Here is a 21339-nt window from a genome sequence, read left to right as displayed (position 1 = left end):
TATTCCTCGTCTGTCAGCGGTGGTTCGAGCCCTGCGGGACCGGGACGCGGTGCAGGATCGCGCGGACCACGTCGGTGGCCGACCGGCGGGCGGCGTGCGCCTCGGTGGTGAGCACCATGCGGTGCGCCAGCACCGGGACCGCGACCGTGTGCAGGTCGTCCGGGACGACGAACTCACGGCCCGAGAGCGCGGCCTGCGCGCGGGCCGCGCGGACCAGCTGCAGGGTCGCCCGCGGCGAGGCGCCGAGACGGATCTCCGGAACCTGACGGGTAGCGGCCACCAGGTCGACGGCGTACCGGCGGATCTCGGGCGACATGTGCACCGACCGCACCGTCTCGATCAGCCGCTGCACCGACTCGCGGTCGGACACGGGCTCGAGATCGGCCAGGGGGTTGTGCCCGGCGTGCTCGTCGACCATGGCCAGCTCGGCCTGCTGGTCGGGGTAGCCGATGGACACCCGCGCGGTGAACCGGTCCCGCTGGGCCTCGGGCAGCGCGTAGGTGCCCTCCATCTCGATGGGGTTCTGGGTGGCGATCACCATGAACGGCTCTTCGAGGTGGTAGGTCGAGGTGTCGACGGTGACCTGGTGCTCTTCCATGCATTCGAGCAGGGCCGACTGCGTCTTCGGCGAGGCGCGGTTGATCTCGTCGCCGACCACGATGTTCGCGAACACCGGGCCGGGGCGGAACTCGAACTCGCCGCTCTGCCGGTTGTAGATGGACACCCCGGTGACGTCGCTGGGCAACAGGTCGGGGGTGAACTGGATCCGGCTGACGGTGCAGTCGATCGAGCGGGCCAGCGCCTTCGCCAGCGAGGTCTTGCCGACCCCGGGGACGTCTTCGACGAGAAGGTGGCCTTCGGCGAGCAGGGTCACGAGCGCGATGCGGATGACGTCGGGTTTGCCGACCAGTACCCGCTCCACGTTAGCGGCGATCCGCCGCGCGGTCTCGTGCAGTTCGTCCAGCGACGCTCTGCCTTCACGGCCGTTCTGCCGACCGCTGACCGAGCCGGCGCCCGTGGGGTACGGCGCTTGCCCGGTTGCCTGCTCGCCCTGGTGTTCGCCGGGCGTCGCAGACTGGATTCTCGACGTCACTCGACCTCCTGATGCCACGTGGCTGGATTCCCGCTGGGTCCTCTGCCGGACCGTTTCGGTCCCCCGGGCAGCGGTCAGCCTCCCACGAAGTGTGTCAAACTCGGGCGAACTCGTGGGGGGAACCCCGCCAACCCCAGTCGATGACTCTGTGCAACCGGAGACCTTACCTCGATCGGGTGAGCTCAGCGCGTTTTCGGGTGCTCCCGCTGACGCCGGGTTTTGTCGTATGCTCCGGTGCGAGGTCGCTCGACTACGGAGAGGCGTAATCGCATATGAGCGAGGTGGGTACCGCCAAACCCAGGTTCGATCTGAGCGGATTCGCGGTCGCGCCGGAGCTGGCCGCCGACGCCCACGTGAAGATCTCCGCCCTGCAGGACGTGGTCGGCCAGATGGTCCGCGAGGCCAAGGTGCTCGGCCGCGCAGTTCCCCTCGGCGGGGGATACGCGGACGAGGTCGGCAGGTTCATGGCGCAGTACGGGATCGGCGCCGAAGGCTCCGCGGTCGAGGCGCTCACGGCGTTCGGCAAGGAACTCGAGGCGCTCAAGAACCGGATCGAGAAGGCGCTGGCCCGGTACACCCGACAGGATGAACAAGCGGCGGCGGACGTGGACTGTGTCGGTGGCTGACCCCATGTACTCCCGCCTTGCCGCACTCGGCGTCTTCGCCCTGCTGACAGTGTCCGCCTGCGGCCAAGGGGCCGCGGGCCAGGCGCCGGCCCCGAGCATGAAGGCGGTGCACGGCGGCGCTTCCGCCGCGGCCACGGTCCCGCCGGCGGTCCTGGATCCGTGCGCGCTGCTCGGCCCGCAGGACCGGTCGACGGCCGGGGTGAACGTGCTCGGCGTCGCGAAGGAGATCAACGGTGCCCGCGCCTGCGACTGGACGGTGCCCGCGACCTTCGGCGTCACCATCACCGTGGACGAGCGCAACGGCCTGAAGGATCTCGAGGTCGCGCGCAAGACCGCCACCAAGACCAAGGTCGGCGGCCGGGACGCGCTCAAGGTCGCCGACAAGAAGGCCGCCGACGGGACCTGCGCGGTCCTGCTCGGCATGGGGGAGAAGGCGAGCGTCCAGATCGACGTGAGCAACACGAACTTCACCGACACCCCGCTCGCCTGCGAGCGCGCGATGACGGTGGCGGGACTGGCCGAACCCAAACTGCCTTAGGAGAACTGCCGTGCCTGAAGGAGAGACACCGGGCCGCGAGGTCCCGGTCGCGGCCACGCGGTACGAGGCCTACAGCCACGAAGCGCTGGCCGCCGAAGTCGAAGCGGGCAACGACCCCGAGGCGGCGGGCGGGATCGGCGCCGCCTGGGACGCGCTCGCGCGGCGCATGCACGACGCGACGTCCGAGCTGGCCGGGCTGGTCGGCAGCAGCGAAGAGAACTGGCGCGGGGAAGCGGGCGATGCGCTTCGCGGCGTGCTGGCCACCGCGTCCGGCTGGCTGACCTGGTCCGCGGACATCTCGTCCGCGCTCGGGAAGGCCGTGTCCGGGCAGGCCGAAGCGGCGGCGCGGGCCCGTGCCGACATGCCGCCGCCGGTGGATTACGACCCCGGCTCGATGATCCGCGGCGCCGCGGCGGGCGGGAACCTCGCGCTCCTCGCCGCGCTCGCCGACGAGATGGAAGCCAAACACGCGGAGGCCGAGGAGGCCCGGCGCAAGGCCGTCGACGTCATGAACACCCGCGATGCCTCCCTGCGTTCGCTGACGCCGCAGGTCTCCTTCGGGAAGCCGCCCGAGCTGGGGCGGTCTTGATCCGCGTTTCCGCGTCGGCGTTCGACGTCCTCTGGTCCGACCTGGGCCACGCGGCCCCGCCTTGGCCGCTGTCCGTCCGCAGTGTCGGCGCCACGGAAGCGGAACGCGCCGAGATCCGCGGCGCGGTCTACGAAAACCTCGCCGAACGAGGCCTTTACGACGGCGACCGGCTCGACGCCGCCCTGGAAGCGCGGCTGGACCTGCTCGCGCGCGCCGAGGTCTACGTCGAATGCGAGGCGCTGGCCGACATGACCGCCGAAACCCCGTTCCGCGCGGTCGCGGCCGCGCGCGGACGGCACGGTGTGCTGGCCACGCAGCCGGAGCAGACCATCGCGCTGTCCGGGATCACCGACGGCGAGGTGTTCGCCGCGATCGTCGGCGTCCTGCCCGAACTGCGGCCCGGCCCCGGCTACGGGATCAGCCTCCCCGCGGCGCGTTTCGGTGACGACCTGGAGGATCCGGTGTTCGGCGACGGCGGGCGATCGTCGGCTTCGGACAGTCAGCTGCGCGAGGTGCTCGCGATCCAGGCGCGGCCCGTCTACAGTGCGGGCCAGTTCACCGTGCGGACCCGCGACCGCGAGGGCCGGGCGCACCGGGCAGGCGGGCTGACCTGGTTCGACACCGACGTCGGCGCGTACTGCGCGGCGCGGACCGAGGGCCGGGGCGGGCAGGCGTGGGTGAACGTGTCCCCTGTGGACGGTCCCCGGCTGGCCGCGCGGCTGGCTTCGCTGCTGGATCCGGACCGCTAGGTCGTGGTGCCGCGATGGAACCGATGCCGGTGATCGGGGAACCGGGTGGAGGCCGCCGTCGTGAGGGTCCTTTCGCGCGCCTGATCGGACGACACGCGTGATCCGACGGACGACACGCGTGACTGGATGGACGACACGCGTGTGCGGCCGGGTCCGCCGCGAGTCGTCCGCCTGGACACGCGTGTCGTCCGTCGGATCACGTGTGTCGTCCATCCAGTCACGTGAAACCACCCGACTGTAGATACCTGAGACACGCCTGGCTCCAGTTGTCCTCGCCGGCCACGAGGGGCGGGGGTCCTTTGTCGACATTTCATGGGATGAACCGACGTCACCCTCCACTGTGTCCTGAGCAGTCCCCACCGTGCCCCACCGGATTACCCACTTTCACCCCCCACTTGGCCCCACGTCAGGGTTCCGGCTGCCGATATCCGGACGCATCAGGCATGGATGAGGTTGCTTCGATACCCGGCCAGGGGGATCTTGGCCACCGTCCCCCACTGAGCCCCCACCTGGCCCCACCTGGCTGACCAGCGAAAACGCCTGACACGACGGAGTGGTCGCGGCTTTTGACGCGTTGACTGTGGTGAAAAGTGGGGTACGGTGGTGCGCAGTGGGGCAGAAGGGAGCCCCGTGGCCGAGCCCGGTTGTTCGCAGCCGGGAGCGGTAGGGAGGTGGAGCCGGTGTTCCTCGGCACCCACACCCCGAAACTGGACGACAAGGGGCGGCTCACGCTGCCCGCGAAGTTCCGCGACGCGCTCGCCGGTGGGCTGATGGTCACCAAGGGACAGGATCACTGTCTCTTCGTCTTCCCCCGGGCGGAGTTCGAGCAGATGGCGAGGAAGGTCGCCGACGCCCCGTTCACGAACGAGGCGGTCCGGGCCTATCAGCGTTATCTCTTCGCCGGGACGGACGAACAACGCCCGGACGGGCAAGGACGTATCGCGATCGCGTCCGAGCTCCGACGCTACGCCGGGCTGAACAAGGAGTGCGTGGTGATCGGGGCGATCACCAGGCTGGAGATCTGGGACGCCCAAGCGTGGCAGGGCTACCTGGACGAACACGAGGACAGCTACGCGAAGGCTCGAGAGGAAGTTCTGCCGGGCGTCTTCTAGACGTGGCCGAGGAAGCACCCACGCCGTCGGGGGGCGCGGGTTCGTGCTTCGGACACGCCGGGAACCGTCCACACGGATGCCGTGAGGCCTCTGTCCGCTCAGTGGCCCTGGTACACCTTCCCCGGTACCAGGTCAGCAGGCGGGCGGACAGGGACCTGACGGCATCCGGCATCTTCCCCGGCACTACAGGAAAGGGGGGAAGACATGGCAGACGAACACGAGCACGTACCGGTGCTGCTGGACCGTATCGTCGAACTGTTCGCGCCGGTCTTCTCCGACCGCGAGGCCGTGCTGGTCGACGCGACCGTCGGACTCGGCGGTCATTCCGACGCGCTGCTCACCGCGTTCCCCCTGCTGCGCCTGGTCGCCCTCGACCGCGATCCCAACGCGCTGGAACTCTCCGCGAAACGCCTTGCGCGGCACGGTGATCGTGTCGACTTCGTGCACGCCGTCTACGACGAGATGCCGTCCGCGCTGCAGGGGCTCGGACTGTCCAGAGTGGACGGGATCCTGTTCGACCTCGGGGTTTCCTCGATGCAGCTCGACCGTGCCGAGCGCGGTTTCGCCTACTCCAAGGATTCCCCGCTCGACATGCGGATGGACCCGACCACCGGGTTCACCGCGGCCGACGTGCTCAACACCTACGCGCCCGGCGAGCTGATCCGGATCCTGCGCGACTACGGCGAGGAACGCTTCGCCCAGCGGATCGTCAAAGCCGTTGTGGCGGAACGAGAGAAGGAACCCTTCACGCGCAGCGGGCGCCTGGTGGAACTGCTGTACGACGCGGTACCCGCGGCGAGCAGGCGCACCGGCGGGCATCCGGCGAAGCGCACGTTCCAGGCGTTGCGGATCGAGGTCAACGGCGAGCTGGAGGTGCTGCGGCGGGCGATGCCACGGGCGTTGTCCTCGCTCGCCGTCGGCGGTCGCATCGTCGTGGAGTCCTATCAGTCCCTCGAAGACCGGCTGGTCAAGCAGGCCTTCGCGGAACTGGCGAAATCCCGGACGCCGGAAGGGCTTCCGGTGGAACTGCCGGGCCACGGCCCGGAACTGAAACTGCTCACCAGAGGGGCCGAGAAGGCCGGCGAGGCGGAGACCGAACTGAACACGCGGGCCGCCTCCGTGCGGCTGCGGGCCGCCGAACGGATCGGAGACCGAGCACGATGACCGCTCCCGCGAAGTCCCGCGGCCGCCGGACACCGGCGCCCGGACGGCGCGCCCGCGCGACCAGCACGGTCGACGAGGCGCCCGGCACCACCGAATCCACGACGTCCACCCGTGCCTCCCGCGGCCGCACGTCGGCGGCCGAACGCGCCTACGCCCGCCGCGCCCAGCGCGCCGACCTGCTGCAGCGAGACCAGAAACGCAACCGTCCCGACGCCGAAGGCGGTGCGGGCAAGGAAGAGCCGGCGAAGAAGTTCACGCTGCGCTGGCCGCGTTCGCGGGCGTCGTTCGTGCTGATGATGATGGGCCTGCTGGCCGTCGGCGTGGCGTGCACGCTGTGGCTGACCACGCAGGCCATCGCCGATTCGTACCGGCTCGAACAACTCCGCACGACCAACGCGGGGCTCGCCGAGGCGAAGGAGCGGTTGCAGCGCGAGGTCGCGAAGGCCGAGTCGCCCGCTTCGCTGGCGCCCAAGGCCAGGGAACTGGGCATGGTGCCCGGCGGCGACCCCGCGCATATCGTGGTCGGCCCGGACGGACAGTCCACTGTGGTCGGTGAGCCGAAGAAGGCCGAAGCCGAAGCGCCCGCCGCCTCGCCCGAGTCGACGGCGCCGCCGCCCGCCGAGGGAACGCAGCAGGGCACGCCGTACGAGGGTGACCAGCCCGCGGTGCCGCAGGAGAACGCGGCCCCGGCGCAGGGAGGTCAGTGATGTCGCCCGGCCGCCCGGCGCAGTCCAGGGCCCGGTCGGCGGGGAGCGCGCGAAGGACGTACGCCGCCGGGACCCGCCGCGCCACCGCCCGCCGGGGCAACGGGGGAAACCGGAGCCGGTTCACCGGTGTCCGGATCCTGCTGATCGTCGTGATGGTGCTCGCCGGCCTCAAACTGGTGCAGGTGCAGTGGTTCGAGGCCGGCGCGCTCTCCGAGGCCGCGGAACGGCAGCGGACGTCGGTGATCGAAAGTCCCGCGCAGCGTGGGTCCATCCTGGACCGCAACGGCACGAAGATCGCGTTCAGCGTCGAGGTGCGGACACTCGCCGTGAGCCTGAACTGGCTCCACAAGACGATGGACGACTTCGCCGCGAAGAACCCCACCAAGGGCAAGAACTTCGAGTCCGAGGTGGCGGGCGCGGCGAAGCTGATCGCGGCCAAGCTGCCGGGGGTGATCACCGAGCAGGAACTGCTGGACAAGTTCCACAAGCCGGACGGGTTCACCTACCTGGTCCACGACATCGAACCGTCGGTCGCCGAGGCGATCGTCAAGGAATACCCGTGGATCAGCGTCGAGAAGCGCTCGAAGCGCGAGTATCCCGGCGACTCGATCGGCGCGAACATCGTCGGTTACGCGAACTGGCGCACCGACGACAAGGACGTCTCCAAGCACAACCTGCACGGTGGCTACGGTCTCGAGGCCTCGCGGGACAACGATCTCGCCGGAACGCCCGGCCGCAAGATCGTCAACACCCGTAACGGCAACGACAACCTCGTCATCCCCGGCACCGAACGGGACATCCAGAACGCCGTCCCCGGTTCGGATCTGCAGCTCACGATCGACACCGACCTGCAGTACGAACTGCAGCGGCAGCTGAGCGACTACGTCGTCAAGTCGAAGGCCAAGGGCGGCCAGGCGGTCATCCTGGACTCCAAGACCGGCGAGGTCTACGCGCTGGCCAACGACAAGACGGTCAACCTCAACGACCCGGCTTCGCGCAGCGAGACGGAGAACCTGAACAACCGCGCGGTGACCACGCCGTTCGAACCCGGTTCGGTGAACAAGATCGTCACCGCCGCGGGCGCGATCGACGCGGGCATCACCACGCCGGAGGCCTCCCAGCCGGTGCCGGGTTCGCTCCAGGTCGCGGACAAGATCGTCAAGGACGCCTGGCATCACGGCACGCAGCAGTTCACCACCACCGGCATCTTCGCGAAGTCGTCGAACGTCGGCACTCTGTTGCTGGCGCAGAAACTCGGCGAGGACCGGTACGCGGACCTGCTCAAGAAGTTCGGTCTCGGCCAGCGCACGGGTCTCGGCCTCCCCGGGGAGAGCCCCGGTGTCGTGCCGCCGCGCAACCAGTGGTCGGCCACGACCTTCGGAAACCTGCCGATCGGGCAGGGGCTCTCGATGACCGTCGTGCAGATGGCCGGGATGTACCAGGCCATCGCGAACGACGGGCTGCGCGTGGAACCCCGGGTGGTCAAGGCGAAGGTCAATCCGGACGGGACCGTCGTCCCCGAGCCCGCGCCGAAGACCGTCCAGGTGATCAGCCCACAGGCAGCGAAGACCGTGCGTGACATGATGCGCGCCGTGACGCAGAAGGGGCGCGGGCAGCAGAGCGGCACCGGGCCGAAGGCGGCGCTGGAGGGCTACCAGATCTCCGGGAAGACCGGCACCGGTCAGCAGGTCGACCCGAAGACGAAGACCTACAGCGACCATCTCTACAACATCACCTTCGCCGGGATCCTGCCCGCCGACAACCCGCGCTTCGTGATCGGCATCCGGCTCGACGCCCCGGACGCCACCCTGCAGCAAGGGCTCTCGGCCGCGCCGCTGTTCCACTCGGTGGCCGCGTACCTGGCGCAGCGGTTCCAGATCCCGCTTTCGGACGGCCCGTCGCCCCAGGTGCCGCTGGTGCTGTCCTGACGTAACTCACGTGATCGAAGGCGTAACTCGCGTGCTTGAAGGCGTAACTCGCGAAATACGGCTCCAGACACGCGAGTTACGGATCCGGACACCACGGCTGAGCGCCCGGTACCCACGTTGCGAAAGCCACTTTCGCAACGTTGAAGGTTGCGAAAGTGGCTTTCGCAACGTCCGTGGCCGCCGCCAGCGCGCGGAAAAGTGATCGTCGCTGTGTGTGAACGGGTCTCCGCGCTGAGCACGTGCGAAGAACGCGGGCCGTCGCGGGGTGAAGTCCTCAAGCGACAGTCGGAAGCCCTTGCGTGCCAAGGAGAGCTCACCAAACCCATTACCACGCCCGTGATCGTCGCGTGCACACACCGCACCGCTTCAGTCACCCGAATGCCGCGCCGGTAACCTCCTTTGCTGTGTCGGTGCCTACTTCAGATCCCCGCAGCGGTCCCGCCGTCGAAAGCGGGTCCGGCGCGACGGCTGCCCAGGTCCCGGACAGCCCGGTCAAGGCCGTCGCCGCGCCCCCTCGCCCGGCCAGGATCGAGCCGATGCCGCTGGGCACGCTGCTCGCCAGGGCGGGCGCCCGGCTCGTGGTCGGCGGCGACGACTATCCGTCCGCGGCCGAGCTGACCGTCACGGGCAGCACGCTGCGCGCGCAGCACGTCCTCCCCGGTGACCTCTTCGCCGCGCTTCCCGGCGCCCGCGCCCACGGCGCGGACTTCAGCGACCAGGCCATCGCCGCCGGCGCGGCCGCCGTGCTCACCGACGAGGCCGGTGCCGAGCGCCCGGTGCTCCGCGACGCCGGCGTGCCGATCCTGGTGCACCCGGACCCGCGCGCCGCCCTCGGCGAGATCGCCGCCTGGATCTACGGCGAGCCGTCGCTGGAACTGTCCGTCCTCGGCATCACCGGGACGTCCGGCAAGACCACGACCTCGTACCTGGTCGACGCCGGGCTCAAGGCGGCCGGGCTCACCACCGGGCTGATCGGCACGGTCGAGACCCGGATCGCGGGCGAGCGGCTGGCCAGTGGGTTCACCACCCCCGAGGCGCCGGATCTGCAGGCCCTTCTGGCCGTGATGGTGGAACGCGGGGTCACGCACGTCCCGATGGAGGTCTCCAGTCACGCGCTGTCGCTCGGCCGGGTCAACGGCACGCGCTTCGCGGTCGGCGCCTTCACGAACCTCTCCCAGGACCACCTGGACTTCCACAAGGACATGGAGGAGTACTTCGCCGCCAAGTCGCTGCTGTTCGACGGCCGGTCCACCGCCGAGGTGGTCGTCGTCGACAGCGCCTGGGGCCAGGCACTCCTCACCCCGCACACGGTGACCGTGTCCACCGAGCAGGGGACGGACGCGCTGTGGCGTGCCACCGAGCTGACCCCCACCCCGGCGGGGGAACAGACCTTCACCCTCCACGGTCCCGACGGCATCACCGCTTCGGCGAAGATCCCGTTGCCGGGTGAGTTCAACGTGGCGAACGCCGTACTCGCGGCCGCGATCCTCAACACCGCGGGTGTCCCGCTCGACGCCATCGTCGCCGGGCTCGCCTCGGTCGAGGTGCCGGGCCGGATGGAGCGGGTGTACCTCGGCCAGCCGTTCACGGCCGTCGTCGACTACGCGCACAAGCCCGCCGCGGTCGCGCAGGGGCTCGACGCGCTGCGCGCCCGCACCGCGGGCCGGATCATCACCGTCCTCGGCTGCGGCGGGGACCGCGACACCGCCAAGCGCCCGGTGATGGGTGAGGCGGCGGTCCGGCGCAGCGAGGTCCTGATCGTGACCGACGACAACCCTCGTTCCGAGGACCCGGCCGCGATCCGGGCGGCGATGCTGGCCGGTGCCCGCAACGCCGGTCCGGCCTTGGGCGGCGAGATCCTCGAGATCGCCGACCGCCGGGAAGCCATCGTCCGCGCGGTCGAACTCGCCCAGCCCGGCGACATCGTGCTCATCGCGGGCAAGGGCCACGAGACCGGCCAGGAGATCCAGGGTGTCGTGCACCCGTTCTCCGACCGGGAAGAGCTGGCCTCCGCCATCCGCAGACGTCTGGAGACAGAGTGATCGTGCTCAGCCTGGCCGAGATCGCCGCCATCGTCGGCGGCAGGCTGCATCGGACCGACGGGACCGCCGAGGTCACCGGAAGCGTCGAATTCGACACCCGTGAGGTCACTCCCGGCGGTCTGTTCATCGCGCTGCCCGGGGCGAAGGTCGACGGCCACGACTTCGCCGCGCAGGCCGTCGAGTCCGGCGCCGTCGCGGTGCTCGCGGCCCGTGAAGTCGACGCGCCCGCCGTGATCGTGCCGCCGCTGGAGGCCGGCGAGGGGCACGAGCGGGCCTTCGCGCTGGTCTCGGACAAGGACGGGGCGGGTGCCGCGGTGCTGGCCGCGCTCGCCAAGATCGCCCGGCACGTGATCCAGAAGCTCGCCGGCGACCACCTGACCGTCGTCGGGGTCACCGGTTCGGCGGGCAAGACCTCGACCAAGGACATCATCGCCCAGCTGCTGGAGCCGCTCGGCCCGACGGTGGCCCCGCCGGGATCGTTCAACAACGAGCTGGGCCACCCCTGGACGGCGCTGCGGGCCGACGACTCGACCCGGCAGCTCGTGCTGGAGCTCTCCGCCCGCGGACCCGGCCACATCGCCGAACTGGCCGCCATCGCGCCGCCGCGGATCGGGGTCGTGCTCAACGTCGGCACCGCGCATGTCGGTGAGTTCGGCTCCCGCGAGGGCATCGCCAAGGGCAAGGGCGAACTCGTCGAGGCGCTGCCGAGCGCGGAAGACGGCGGTGTCGCGGTCCTCAACCTCGACGACCCGTACGTCGCCGCGATGGCGAGCCGGACGAAGGCGCGCGTGGTGTTCGTCGGTGAAAGCGAGTCCGCGCAGGTCCGCGCCGCCGACATCACCCTCGACGGCGAAGCGCGCGCGTCGTTCCGGCTGGTCACCCCGAGCGGCGAAGCGCCGGTCAAGCTGCCGCTCTACGGCGAACACCAGGTCGCGAACGCGCTCAGCGCGGCCGCCGTGGCACTGGAGATGGGCTCGACGGTCGAGGAGGTCGCGGCCCGCCTGTCGAGCCTCGAGCGGCGCTCCGAACGCCGCATGGAGGTCACCACCCGGGCCGACGGCGTCACGGTCCTCAACGACTCCTTCAACGCCAGCCCGGAGTCGATGCGCGCCGCCCTCAAGGCGCTCGCGTCGATGAGCGCGAACCGCCGCTCCTGGGCCGTGCTCGGCGTGATGGGCGACCTCGGCGAGAACTCGGTCGAGGCCCACGACGGTATCGGCAGGCTCGTCGTCCGGCTCAACATCGACAAGCTCGTCGTCATCGGCCAGGCGGCCGCGGCGACCCATCAGGGCGCGCAGCAGGAGGGTTCCTGGGGCGAGGAGTCGGTACTGGTACCCGACGTCGAGGCCGCCATCGCCCTGCTGCATGATCAGCTCCGCGCGGGCGACGTGGTGCTGGTGAAGGCTTCCAAGGCCGCCGCGCTGTGGCGGGTGGCCGACGCCGTGCTCGCCTCCCCTGTAGTAGCCCCTTCCCCCTCTCAAGAACGCTCGAACGGTGGTGACGCGTGATCAGCATCCTGATCGCGGCCGCGGCGGGCCTGCTGGTCTCCATCCTCCTCACTCCCTATCTGATCCGGGTGTTCTCCCGGCAGGGCTTCGGCCAGGAGATCCGGGAGGAAGGACCGCAGGGACACAAATCCAAACGCGGTACCCCGACGATGGGTGGTGTCGCGATCATCGTCGCGATGGTTGTCGGGTATTTCGTGGCGCATCTGATCAGCGCGCTCAGCGGCGGCAACGGCACCGGCGGCCCGTCCGCCTCGGGGTTGCTGGTCCTCCTGCTGGCCGTCGGCCTCGGGCTCGTCGGTTTCCTCGACGACTTCATCAAGATCCGCAAGCAGCGCAACCTCGGCCTGAACAAGACCGCGAAACTGGTCGGCCAGCTCGTGGTCACGATCGCCTTCGCGATCCTGGCGCTGCAGTTCGCCGACGAACGCGGGCTCACCCCGGCGTCGGAGAGCCTGTCCTACGTGCGGGACCTCGCGCTGATCACCTTCCCGTCGGTGTTCTTCGTGATCTTCTGCTACATCGTGATCTCCGGCTGGTCGAACGCGGTGAACTTCACCGACGGCCTCGACGGTCTCGCCGGCGGCACCGCGGCGATGGTGCTGGCGACCTACGTCGTCATCGCCTTCTGGCAGACCCGCCTCTCGTGCGCGGTCACCCCGCAGGCCGCCTGCTACGACGTCCGTGACCCGCTGGACCTGGCCGTGGTGGCCGCCGCGGCGACCGGCGCCTGCGTCGGCTTCCTGTGGTGGAACGCGGCCCCGGCGAAGATCTTCATGGGGGACACCGGTTCGCTGGCCCTCGGTGGCCTCGTCGCCGGTCTGTCGATGACCACCCGCACCGAACTGCTCGCCATCGTCATCGGCGGTCTGTTCATGGTCGAGATGATCTCGGTGGTCGCGCAGATCGCCGTGTTCCGCACGACGCGGCGGCGGCTGTTCCGGATGGCGCCGTTCCACCACCACTTCGAACTCGCGGGCTGGGCCGAAACCACCGTCATCATCCGGTTCTGGCTGCTGTCGGCCATCTGCTGCATGTTCGGTCTCGGCCTGTTCTACAGCGAACAGCTCGGCCTCGGGGGTTAGCAAGTGGAGCTCGCCGGGCGTCACGTCCTCGTCGCCGGAGCCGGGGTCACCGGCAAGTCCATCGTCCCCGTCCTGGCGGACCTGGGCGCACGGATCACCGTCACCGACGGCAACGCCGAACGACTGGCGGAACTCGAAGGTCTCGGCGCCGAACTGGTGCCGGGCCTGACCGAACCGCCCGAAGGTGTCGAGCTGGTCGTGACCAGCCCCGGCTGGAAGCCGACGTCGCCGCTGCTGGTGGCGGCGGCCGAGGCGGGGATCGAGGTGATCGGCGACGTCGAGCTGGCGTGGCGCGTCGGGCAGCTGCGCGACAAGCCGCCGGTGTGGCTCGCGATCACCGGTACCAACGGCAAGACCACCACGGTCGGGATGCTGGAGTCGATCCTGCGCACCGCCGGCGTCGACGCCGTGGCCTGTGGGAACGTCGGTTTCGCGGTGCTCGACGCGGTCCGGGCCGGGCACGAGGTGCTCGCCGTGGAGCTGTCGAGCTTCCAGCTGCACTGGTCGTCGACGCTGGCGCCGCTCGCCTCGGTGGTGCTGAACCTCGCCGAGGACCACCTCGACTGGCACGGCTCGATGGAGGAGTACGCGGCCGCGAAGGGGCGGGTCCACACCCATTCCCGGAACGTCGTGCACAACCTCCACGAGCCGTGGTCCGCTCGCCTCGCCGACGAGCACGCGCCCGCCGACGCCCGCCGGGTCGCCTTCGGCATGGACACCCCGCGCCCGGGCGAACTCGGGATCGTGGAGGATCTGCTGGTCGACCGCGCCTTCGTCGCCGACCCGGCGACCAGCGCCGATGAACTCGGCACCCTGGCCGACGTGCGCCCCGCCGGCCCGCACAACGTCTCGAACGCGCTCGCCGCGGCCGCGCTGGCCCGCGCGTACGGCGTCACCGGCGAGGACGTCGCCAAGGGCCTGCGCGAGTACCGGCCCGCCCCGCACCGGGCCGAGGAGATCGGCGAGATCGACGGCGTTCGGTACATCAACGACTCCAAGGCGACCAACCCGCACGCGGCGAGCGGCTCGCTGCGCGCCCATCTGAACGTCGTCTGGATCGCCGGTGGCCAGCTCAAGGGTGCTTCCGTGGACGAACTCGTCGGCTCGATCGCCGGGCGGCTGCGCGGTGTCGTCCTGTTCGGCGTCGATTCACCCGTGATCGCCGCCGCTGTCGCGCGACACGCGCCGGATGTCCCGGTGAACAGCCTCCCTTCGGGTGACGATGACACCATGACTGCGGCGGTGAAGGCGGCCCGAGCCCTGGCGCGCCCTGGAGATGTGGTGCTGCTGGCCCCCGCCGCGGCGTCGTTGGACATGTACTCGAGCTATGGCGCACGCGGCGACGCGTTCGCGAGCGCGGTCCGTGTCCTGCGCGACGGTGCGGGGGAGACCAGTGACGGCGGTTGAGGAGAGAAAGCGCGAAACCGCGCCGCGCAAGCGTCGTGAACGCAAGGAAAGCCCGTTCGTCGCCTTCCGTACCGCGCTGACGGCCTGGCTTTCGCGGCCGCTCGCCTCGTTCCACCTGGTCCTGGCGCTCACCGGCGTGCTGACCGTGATCGGCATCGTGATGGTGCTGTCGGCGTCGTCGGTCGCCTCGTACAACCCCAAAACCGGCACCGGCGTGTACGCCCAGTTCAGCAAGCACCTCATGTTCGTCGCGATCGGCGCCGCGGTGTTCTGGATCGGGCTCCGGGTGCCGCTGGAACGCGTCCGGCGGTTGTCGGCGACGGCGACGGTGGTGTGCCTCGGGCTGCTCGTGCTGGTGCTGACGCCGCTCGGCTCCGAGGTCAACGGCTCGCAAGGCTGGTTCCGGCTCGGGGGGTTCGCCTTCCAGCCGGTCGAGGCGGCGAAGGTCGCGCTGGCCTTCTGGGGCGCGCACATCCTGGTGATCAAGTACAACATCATCAACCAGTGGCGGCATCTGCTCGTCCCGGTCGTGCCGATCGCGCTGCTGATGTTCGCGCTGGTCATGATGCAGCCCGACCTCGGCGGCACGATCACCCTCGCGGTGGTGCTGATGGCCCTGCTGTGGTTCGCGGGCGCGCCGAAACGACTGTTCGGCGTCATCCTCGCGGGTGGTCTCGCCGGGATCCTGGTGCTGGCGATCATCGCCCCGTACCGGCTGGCGCGGGTCATGTCGTTCGTCTCCGGCGATCCGGACACCAGCGCGGACGGCTTCCAGGCCAACCAGGCGAAACTCGCGCTCGCCGACGGCGGGATGTTCGGCAAGGGCCTCGGCCAGGGCCAGTCCAACTGGGGCTACCTGCCCAACGTGCAGAACGACTTCATCTTCGCCCTGATCGGTGAGGAACTCGGCTTCATCGGCTGCGTGGTGGTGCTCGGGCTGTTCGCCGGGGTCGCCGTCGTGGGCCTGCGGATCGCCACCCGCAACCTCGACCCGTGGATCCGCATCGTGTCCGGCACGCTGACCGTCTTCCTGGTCGCGCAGGCGGGGATCAACATCGGCTACGTGGTCGGGCTGCTGCCGGTCACCGGGGTCACGCTGCCGTTGATCTCCTACGGCGGCACGTCGCTGGTGATCACCATGCTCATCATGGGGATCCTCGCCAACGCCGCCCGGCACGAACCGGAGGCGGTGGCCGCACTGCGCTCGCAGGGGCCGGGTAAATTCGGACGCCTGCTGAGGCTTCCCGCGCCCGAGCCGTACCGCCCGCCCGCCAAGCGCAAGGGCGCCGCGGCCAGGGGAGGCGCCGCCAAGGCGGCGAGGCCCGCGCCGAGGACGGCGAGGCCTTCGCCCGCACAGGAGCGGCGCCGTTCGGTACGGGAACCCGGCAGGAGGACGGCCGCGCGAACGGCGGCGAACCGCGGTACCGCGAAACGGGGTACCGCAAACCGGAGAGGTCATAGGTGAACAACCCCGTCAGAGGTGGCGCCGCAGGCGAGGTCGCCGGCAAGGCACCGGTGGTCGTGGTCGCCGGCGGTGGTACCGCAGGGCACATCGAACCAGCACTCGCCCTCGCCGACGCGGTGATGCGCCTGCGTCCCGACGCGAAGGTGATCGCGCTCGGGACCGAGCGCGGGCTGGAGAACAAGCTCGTCCCGGCGCGGGGCTACCCGCTGGAGTTGATCCCGCCGGTGCCGATGCCCCGCAAACCGACACCCGAACTGCTGAAGATGCCGCTGAAGGTCCGCGACGCGGTCAAGCGCACCCGTGAGGTCCTGGACCGGGTCGGCGCGGACGTCGTCGTCGGCTTCGGCGGGTACGTCGCGCTTCCGGCGTACCTCGCCGCGCGCGGCCGCACGCCGATCGTGGTGCACGAAGCCAACGAGAAGCCGGGCCTGGCGAACAAGGTCGGCGCGCGGTTCGCCGTCCGCGTCGCCGTCGCCGTCCCGGGCACGCCGCTGGCGAAGGCGGAGGTCATCGGCATCCCGCTGCGCCGCTCCATCACTTCGCTCGACAGGGCCGCGCTGCGCGCCGAAGCCCGTGAGCACTTCGGGCTCGACCCCGACGCTCCGACGCTGCTGGTCTTCGGCGGCTCGCAGGGCGCGGTGTCGATCAACGGCGCCGTTTCGGGCGCCGCCAAGGAGTTCGCGGACGCCGGCGTCGGCGTCCTGCACGCCCACGGGCCGAAGAACACGCTGGTCGTCCAGGAGTTCCCCGGACGGCCCGCGTACGTTCCGGTGCCGTACCTGGAGCGGATGGACCTGGCCTACGCCGCCGCGGACGCGGTGCTGTGCCGCTCCGGCGCGATGACCGTCGCCGAGGTGTCCGCCGTCGGCCTGCCCGCGGTGTTCGTCCCGCTGCCCTACGGCAACGGCGAACAGGCGGTCAACGCCCGGCCCGCGGTCGCGGCCGGTGCCGGGCTGATGGTCGACGACGCCGACCTCACCCCCGCCAAGGTCGCGGAGCTGGTGATCCCGCTGGTGTCCGACGCCGACAGGGTCGCGAAGATGAGTGCGGCCGCGGTCGGCCTCGGCCACCGTGAGGCCGACGAGACCCTTGCCAAGATCGTGCTGGAGGCCGCAGGTGCCTGACCAACTCCCCGACACGCTGACGCGTGCCCATCTGATCGGGATCGGCGGCGCCGGGATGAGCGGCATCGCCCGTATCCTGCTGGCCCGTGGGGCGCAGGTCTCCGGATCCGACGCCAAGGAGTCGCGCGCGTTCCTTTCGCTGCGGGCCCAGGGCGCCGAGATCGCCGTCGGCCAGCGCGCCGAGAACCTCGACGCGTTCCCCGAAGGCCCGTCCTCGGTGATCGTGTCGACCGCGATCAAGGACGACAACCCGGAACTGATGGCCGCGCGGGAACGCGGGATCACCGTGCTGCACCGCGCCGAGGCGCTGGCCGGGCTGATGGAGGGGCACCGCGTCGCCTGCATCGCCGGGACGCACGGCAAGACGTCGACGACGTCGATGCTGACCGTCGCGCTGCAGCAGTGCCGCCTCGACCCGTCGTTCGCCATCGGCGGCGACCTCAACGAGTCGGGCGCGAACGCGCACCACGGCGAGGGCGGGATCTTCGTCGCCGAGGCCGACGAGAGCGACGGTTCGTTCCTGGCGTACTCGCCGTCGGTCGCCGTGGTGACCAACGTCGAGCCGGACCACCTGGACCACCACGGCACGGCCGAGGCGTACGTCTCGGTGTTCAGCGACTTCCTCGGCCGGATCGTGCCGGGCGGGCTGCTCATCGTCTGCGGTGACGACGAGGGTGCCTCGGAGCTGGGCGCGCGGGCGTCGGCGCAGGGCATCCGCGTCCGCCGCTATGGGCGTTCCGTCACCGGCACCGACGACGCCAAGGTGCTCGACTACGCTCCCGCGCCGGATGGCGGTGTCGTCCGGATCTCCTTGCAGGGCGAGGAAATCGTCCTGCGGGTCGCGGTGCCGGGCGAGCATATGGCGCTGAACGCGATCGCCGCGCTGCTGGCCGGGATCGAGCTCGGCGCGCCGGTCGAGGGGCTGGCCGAAGGGCTCGCCGCGTTCGGCGGCGTCCGGCGGCGGTTCGAGTTCAAGGGCCGCTCAGGCGACGTCCGCGTGTACGACGACTACGCGCACCACCCGACCGAGGTCGACGCGCAGCTGCGGGCGGTGCGGACCGCCGCGGGCTCAGGCCGGGTCATCGTGGTCTTCCAGCCGCATCTCTACTCGCGGACGAAGACGTTCTCGAAGGAGTTCGCGGCCGCGCTGTCGCTGGCCGACGAGGTCGTCGTGCTGGACGTCTTCGGGGCGCGCGAGAAGCCGGAGCCCGGCGTGAGCGGCGCGCTCATCGCCGACCAGATCTCCGGCGTCCCGGTGCACTACCAGCCCGCGTTCGACGTCGCGGCGAAGCTCGCGGCGGATCTGGTCGAACCCGGCGATCTGCTGGTGACCATGGGCGCCGGTGACGTCACGCAGCTCGGCCCGGAGATCCTGGCCGAACTCGACCGGCGGGCGGGGTAGCGGTGTCTCGCAAAGCGCGCTTTCGGATTCCCGCAGCCGGGCCGCGGCATCGTCTTTCGACTCACCCGGCCATGCCGGCGGCCCGCCTTCGCGAATCCGAGGCCTCCGGCCGAGAAGGTACGCGCGCGCGTACCCTCACGCGACCTGCTTACTTCAGTTCGGGAGGCGCTCTCCAGCCATGACGCAGACCGGGGAACGCCGCCGCCCGGCCGAACCCGGTCGGCGTCCGCGCACCGAACGCACTCAGCGGGCTCAGCGCTTGAAGGAACGGCGCGGCAGGCGGTCGGTGTACGACCGCCGCCGCACCGCCCGGCCGACCCGCCACAAGGAGCTGCGACGGCGCTGGGTCGCGCTGCTCTCGGTGCTGACCGCCGTCGCCCTCGTCTACCTGCTGTGGTTCAGCTCGATGCTGGGGGTGCGGCAGGTCGACGTCCTCGGGGCGAGTTCGGTGCCCGCGGACCAGATCCGCGCCGCGGCGGCGGTGCCGGACCAGAAGCCGATGCTGCGCCTGGACACCGACGAGATCCGCGACCGGGTGGCGCAGATGCCCGGTATCGCGACCGTCGACGTCTCGCGGTCCTGGCCGGGCACCCTCGAGATCACCGTGACCGAACGGACCGCGATCGCGTTCTTCGACAGCGGGCCCGGCGGCGACGGCGTGCACCTCGTCGACGGCGGGGGAGTGGTGTTCAAGACCGTCAAGGAGCGGCCCGCCGGGCTGCCCGAGCTGAAGCTGCCATCGGTGTCGGCCGACGATCCGGTGACCCGCGCGGTGACCGGCGTCCTCGGCGTGATCCCGCAGCAGCTGCTCAAGCAGGTCACCACCGCGACGGCGAAGACCCCCGGCAGCGTCGAGTTCGCGCTGGCCGACGGGAAGACCGTGCGGTGGGGGACCTCGGCCGACACCGAACGCAAGGCGAAGGTCCTGGCCGCGCTGCTCACCCGCGAAGGCAAGGTCTTCGACGTCTCGGCACCGGATCTGCCCACCGTCTCCTGACGCAATCCGTCACCTACTTGCGGTGGTTCGCGCTGAGAACTCCCGCAAGTAGATGACGAATTGCGGGGGTGGTCAGCGGGTGACGAGGGCTTCGATGCCGTCCAGCAGGCGTTCCAGGCCGAACGCGAAGGTCTCGTCGGCGGCCTCGCAGGTGTCCGCGTCGTAACCGCCGCTTTCCCAGATCCGCGTCATCGCCGGATGCCGCTCCACGTCGAAGTACTTCTCCCAGAACACCGACCGCTGCCCCCACCAGGCGTCGGTCGACTGCCCGGTCTCCTGTTCGACCTGCGCGGTCTCGGCGAACAGCGTCGCGTTCGCCTGCACGTAGATCTCGATGCTGTTCGCGGCCGCGGCCGCCTTGCGCGGCTCGAGCCCGATGTCCGACACCGCCGCGATCAGGTACTCCTGGCCCGCCATCAGCCCGGGGCCGAGCACCGGCCGCACCATCGACGTCGAGCGCAGCCACGGATGCGCGCGGAACACGGCGAGGGTGCGCTCGGCGTAGAGCCGCACCTGCTCGCGCCAGCCGTCCGGCCGCGGATCACCGGGGCCGGGGAGATTCCGTTCGGCGAGCACCGAGTCCACCATGAGGTCGAGCAGTTCCGTCTTGCCGGGGACGTAGGTGTAGAGCGTCATCGTGCCGGCGCTGAGCTTCTTAGCGATCTGGCTCATCGACACGGTCGCCTCACCCGCGCCGTCGGCGAGCGCGACGGCGGTGGCGATCACCTGGTCGAGGGTCAGTTTCGGCTTCCGCCCCCTGGTCGGCTGCCGGGCTTCGCCGCGGTCACGCCACAACAGTTCGAGGCTGCGCTCGAAGTCCATCCACACTCCACTCGGCCGTGAAGCTGGATTCTACATTCTCGTATGCGGTACGGTTAAGATTATCCCGTAGGGCGTACGAAAAGGAGTGGGGAATCGTGACGATCCTGGTGACCGGTGCGACCGGAAGCGTCGGCAGGCTGCTCGTCGACGAACTGGTGGAGGCCGGGGCGCCGGTGCGGGCGCTCACCGTCAATCCGGCGAAGGCGGCGTTGCCCGAACAGGTGGAGGTCGCCAAGGGGTACCTGGGCAAGCCGGAGACCTTGCCGGAGGCCCTGAAAGGCATCGAGACCGTGTACCTGGCGCCGCTCGCGGCCAAGGTGGACGACTTCGTGAAGCTGGCGAAGGAGGCCGGAGTGCGCCGGGTGGTGGCGCTGTCGGGCAGCAATGCCGACGACCCGGCCGAGAACTCGAGCGGCGTGGACTACGCGATCATCGAGAAGGCCGTCCGGGAGGCGGGCTTCGACTGGACGTTCCTGCGGCCGGGCGCGTTCATGAACAACACGCTCGGCTGGGCCGAGATGATCAAGGCCGAGCGGGTGGTCCGCGAGGCCTACCCCGAGTCGCGGATGACGCCGATCGACCTCGCGGACATCGCCGCCGTCGCGGCGCACGTCATCCTGACCGACGGGCACGTCGGCAAGAAGCACACGCTGAGCGGGCCGACGGCGATCAGCCAGCGCGAACAGGTCGCCGCCATTTCGGCCGCACTCGGCGAAGAGGTGGTCTTCGAGGAGCTGACCCGGGAGGAGGCGAACAAGCAGTGGGCCGCCGCCGGGATCCCGGCGGAGATCGCCGAATGGCTCCTCGACGGCTTCGCGTACTTCACCGAAAACCCCGACAAGCCGACGGGCGTCGTCCAGGAGCTCACCGGACGGCCCGGCGTCACCTATGCGGAGTGGGCGGTGGCGAACGTCGAAGCGTTCCGCTGAGCTTTGGGGGCGTAAGTGGTAAGGATGGTTTCGACCACTCACAAGGCGGTATGCC

General features: G+C 70.3%; 19 protein-coding genes. 17 read left to right on the top strand and 2 right to left on the bottom strand.

Annotated elements, in window-relative coordinates; translation table 11 throughout:
- Nucleotides 1–13: 13 nt before the first annotated feature.
- Nucleotides 14–1093: an AAA family ATPase gene (locus BLW75_RS12410; RefSeq protein ID WP_034312084.1), complete on the bottom strand. Its 1080-nt coding sequence runs from the start codon at nucleotides 1091–1093 to the stop codon at nucleotides 14–16.
- A gap of 272 nt (nucleotides 1094–1365) precedes the next feature.
- Here BLW75_RS12410 and BLW75_RS12405 point away from each other — a divergent pair, with 272 nt between their 5' ends.
- From BLW75_RS12405 to BLW75_RS12330, 16 genes are all read left to right on the top strand, one after another.
- Nucleotides 1366–1719, top strand: a complete 354-nt coding sequence (locus BLW75_RS12405) for a hypothetical protein (protein ID WP_034312081.1) — start codon at nucleotides 1366–1368, stop codon at nucleotides 1717–1719.
- On the top strand, nucleotides 1712–2257 hold the full coding sequence (locus BLW75_RS12400; protein ID WP_338399995.1) for a DUF3558 domain-containing protein: 546 nt from the start codon (nucleotides 1712–1714) through the stop codon (nucleotides 2255–2257). The genes BLW75_RS12405 and BLW75_RS12400 overlap by 8 nt, the downstream gene beginning before the upstream one ends.
- Before the next feature lie 10 nt (nucleotides 2258–2267).
- A complete protein-coding gene (locus BLW75_RS12395) occupies nucleotides 2268–2846 on the top strand; it encodes a PPE domain-containing protein (RefSeq protein WP_034312078.1) in 579 nt (192 codons plus the stop codon).
- A complete protein-coding gene (locus BLW75_RS12390; RefSeq protein WP_034312076.1) occupies nucleotides 2843–3595 on the top strand; it encodes an ESX secretion-associated protein EspG in 753 nt (250 codons plus the stop codon). The genes BLW75_RS12395 and BLW75_RS12390 overlap by 4 nt, the downstream gene beginning before the upstream one ends.
- Before the next feature lie 680 nt (nucleotides 3596–4275).
- Nucleotides 4276–4707 (top strand): division/cell wall cluster transcriptional repressor MraZ, encoded by a 432-nt coding sequence (gene mraZ, locus BLW75_RS12385; protein WP_005156436.1) that lies wholly within the window; start codon nucleotides 4276–4278, stop codon nucleotides 4705–4707.
- 204 nt (nucleotides 4708–4911) lie between these two features.
- Nucleotides 4912–5871 carry a 16S rRNA (cytosine(1402)-N(4))-methyltransferase RsmH gene (gene rsmH / locus BLW75_RS12380; RefSeq protein WP_034312074.1) on the top strand — a complete coding sequence of 320 codons (960 nt, stop codon included), beginning with the start codon at nucleotides 4912–4914 and terminating at the stop codon, nucleotides 5869–5871.
- Nucleotides 5868–6578: a cell division protein FtsL gene (gene ftsL, locus BLW75_RS12375; protein WP_034312073.1), complete on the top strand. Its 711-nt coding sequence runs from the start codon at nucleotides 5868–5870 to the stop codon at nucleotides 6576–6578. Before rsmH ends, ftsL begins: the two co-directional genes overlap by 4 nt.
- A complete protein-coding gene (locus BLW75_RS12370) occupies nucleotides 6578–8506 on the top strand; it encodes a peptidoglycan D,D-transpeptidase FtsI family protein (RefSeq protein ID WP_034312070.1) in 1929 nt (642 codons plus the stop codon). Before ftsL ends, BLW75_RS12370 begins: the two co-directional genes overlap by 1 nt.
- 536 nt (nucleotides 8507–9042) lie before the next feature.
- On the top strand, nucleotides 9043–10548 hold the full coding sequence (locus tag BLW75_RS12365; RefSeq protein WP_034312067.1) for a UDP-N-acetylmuramoyl-L-alanyl-D-glutamate--2,6-diaminopimelate ligase: 1506 nt from the start codon (nucleotides 9043–9045) through the stop codon (nucleotides 10546–10548).
- Nucleotides 10545–12056 (top strand): UDP-N-acetylmuramoyl-tripeptide--D-alanyl-D-alanine ligase, encoded by a 1512-nt coding sequence (locus tag BLW75_RS12360; RefSeq protein ID WP_034312066.1) that lies wholly within the window; start codon nucleotides 10545–10547, stop codon nucleotides 12054–12056. The genes BLW75_RS12365 and BLW75_RS12360 overlap by 4 nt, the downstream gene beginning before the upstream one ends.
- Nucleotides 12053–13138, top strand: a complete 1086-nt coding sequence (gene mraY, locus BLW75_RS12355; protein ID WP_016332673.1) for a phospho-N-acetylmuramoyl-pentapeptide-transferase — start codon at nucleotides 12053–12055, stop codon at nucleotides 13136–13138. Before BLW75_RS12360 ends, mraY begins: the two co-directional genes overlap by 4 nt.
- Nucleotides 13139–13141: 3 nt before the next feature.
- Complete coding sequence (gene murD / locus BLW75_RS12350; protein ID WP_034312064.1) at nucleotides 13142–14545, top strand: UDP-N-acetylmuramoyl-L-alanine--D-glutamate ligase; 1404 nt, start codon at nucleotides 13142–13144, stop codon at nucleotides 14543–14545.
- Nucleotides 14532–16010, top strand: a complete 1479-nt coding sequence (ftsW, locus tag BLW75_RS12345) for a putative lipid II flippase FtsW (RefSeq protein ID WP_034312061.1) — start codon at nucleotides 14532–14534, stop codon at nucleotides 16008–16010. The genes murD and ftsW overlap by 14 nt, the downstream gene beginning before the upstream one ends.
- Nucleotides 16007–17134, top strand: coding sequence for an undecaprenyldiphospho-muramoylpentapeptide beta-N-acetylglucosaminyltransferase (murG, locus tag BLW75_RS12340; RefSeq protein WP_034312058.1), 1128 nt, complete (start codon nucleotides 16007–16009; stop codon nucleotides 17132–17134). Before ftsW ends, murG begins: the two co-directional genes overlap by 4 nt.
- On the top strand, nucleotides 17127–18536 hold the full coding sequence (gene murC / locus BLW75_RS12335) for a UDP-N-acetylmuramate--L-alanine ligase (protein WP_034312056.1): 1410 nt from the start codon (nucleotides 17127–17129) through the stop codon (nucleotides 18534–18536). Before murG ends, murC begins: the two co-directional genes overlap by 8 nt.
- A 178-nt stretch (nucleotides 18537–18714) precedes the next feature.
- Nucleotides 18715–19533 carry a cell division protein FtsQ/DivIB gene (locus BLW75_RS12330; RefSeq protein WP_034312054.1) on the top strand — a complete coding sequence of 273 codons (819 nt, stop codon included), beginning with the start codon at nucleotides 18715–18717 and terminating at the stop codon, nucleotides 19531–19533.
- A gap of 72 nt (nucleotides 19534–19605) precedes the next feature.
- Here the strand turns inward: BLW75_RS12330 and BLW75_RS12325 are convergent, their stop codons facing one another.
- Entirely contained in the window at nucleotides 19606–20355 is a 750-nt protein-coding gene (locus BLW75_RS12325) for a TetR/AcrR family transcriptional regulator (RefSeq protein ID WP_034312289.1), read from the bottom strand.
- Between the two features lie 95 nt (nucleotides 20356–20450).
- Here BLW75_RS12325 and BLW75_RS12320 point away from each other — a divergent pair, with 95 nt between their 5' ends.
- Nucleotides 20451–21284, top strand: coding sequence for an NAD(P)H-binding protein (locus BLW75_RS12320; protein WP_034312052.1), 834 nt, complete (start codon nucleotides 20451–20453; stop codon nucleotides 21282–21284).
- Nucleotides 21285–21339: the final 55 nt, after the last annotated feature.

Origin of the sequence: Amycolatopsis lurida, assembly GCF_900105055.1 — a bacterium.
Classification (GTDB): domain Bacteria; phylum Actinomycetota; class Actinomycetes; order Mycobacteriales; family Pseudonocardiaceae; genus Amycolatopsis; species Amycolatopsis lurida.
The sequence above is the reverse complement of the archived record's forward strand: the minus strand, read 5'-3'. Positions and strand labels throughout refer to the sequence as shown.

Coding starts and splice junctions, on each gene's coding strand:
- BLW75_RS12405 (WP_034312081.1), top strand. CDS start 1,366: ATGAGCGAGGTGGGTACCGCCAAACCCAGGTTCGATCTGAGCGGATTC.
- rsmH (WP_034312074.1), top strand. CDS start 4,912: ATGGCAGACGAACACGAGCACGTACCGGTGCTGCTGGACCGTATCGTC.
- ftsL (WP_034312073.1), top strand. CDS start 5,868: ATGACCGCTCCCGCGAAGTCCCGCGGCCGCCGGACACCGGCGCCCGGA.
- BLW75_RS12370 (WP_034312070.1), top strand. CDS start 6,578: ATGTCGCCCGGCCGCCCGGCGCAGTCCAGGGCCCGGTCGGCGGGGAGC.
- BLW75_RS12365 (WP_034312067.1), top strand. CDS start 9,043: ATGCCGCTGGGCACGCTGCTCGCCAGGGCGGGCGCCCGGCTCGTGGTC.
- BLW75_RS12330 (WP_034312054.1), top strand. CDS start 18,715: ATGACGCAGACCGGGGAACGCCGCCGCCCGGCCGAACCCGGTCGGCGT.
- BLW75_RS12325 (WP_034312289.1), bottom strand. CDS start 20,355: ATGGACTTCGAGCGCAGCCTCGAACTGTTGTGGCGTGACCGCGGCGAA.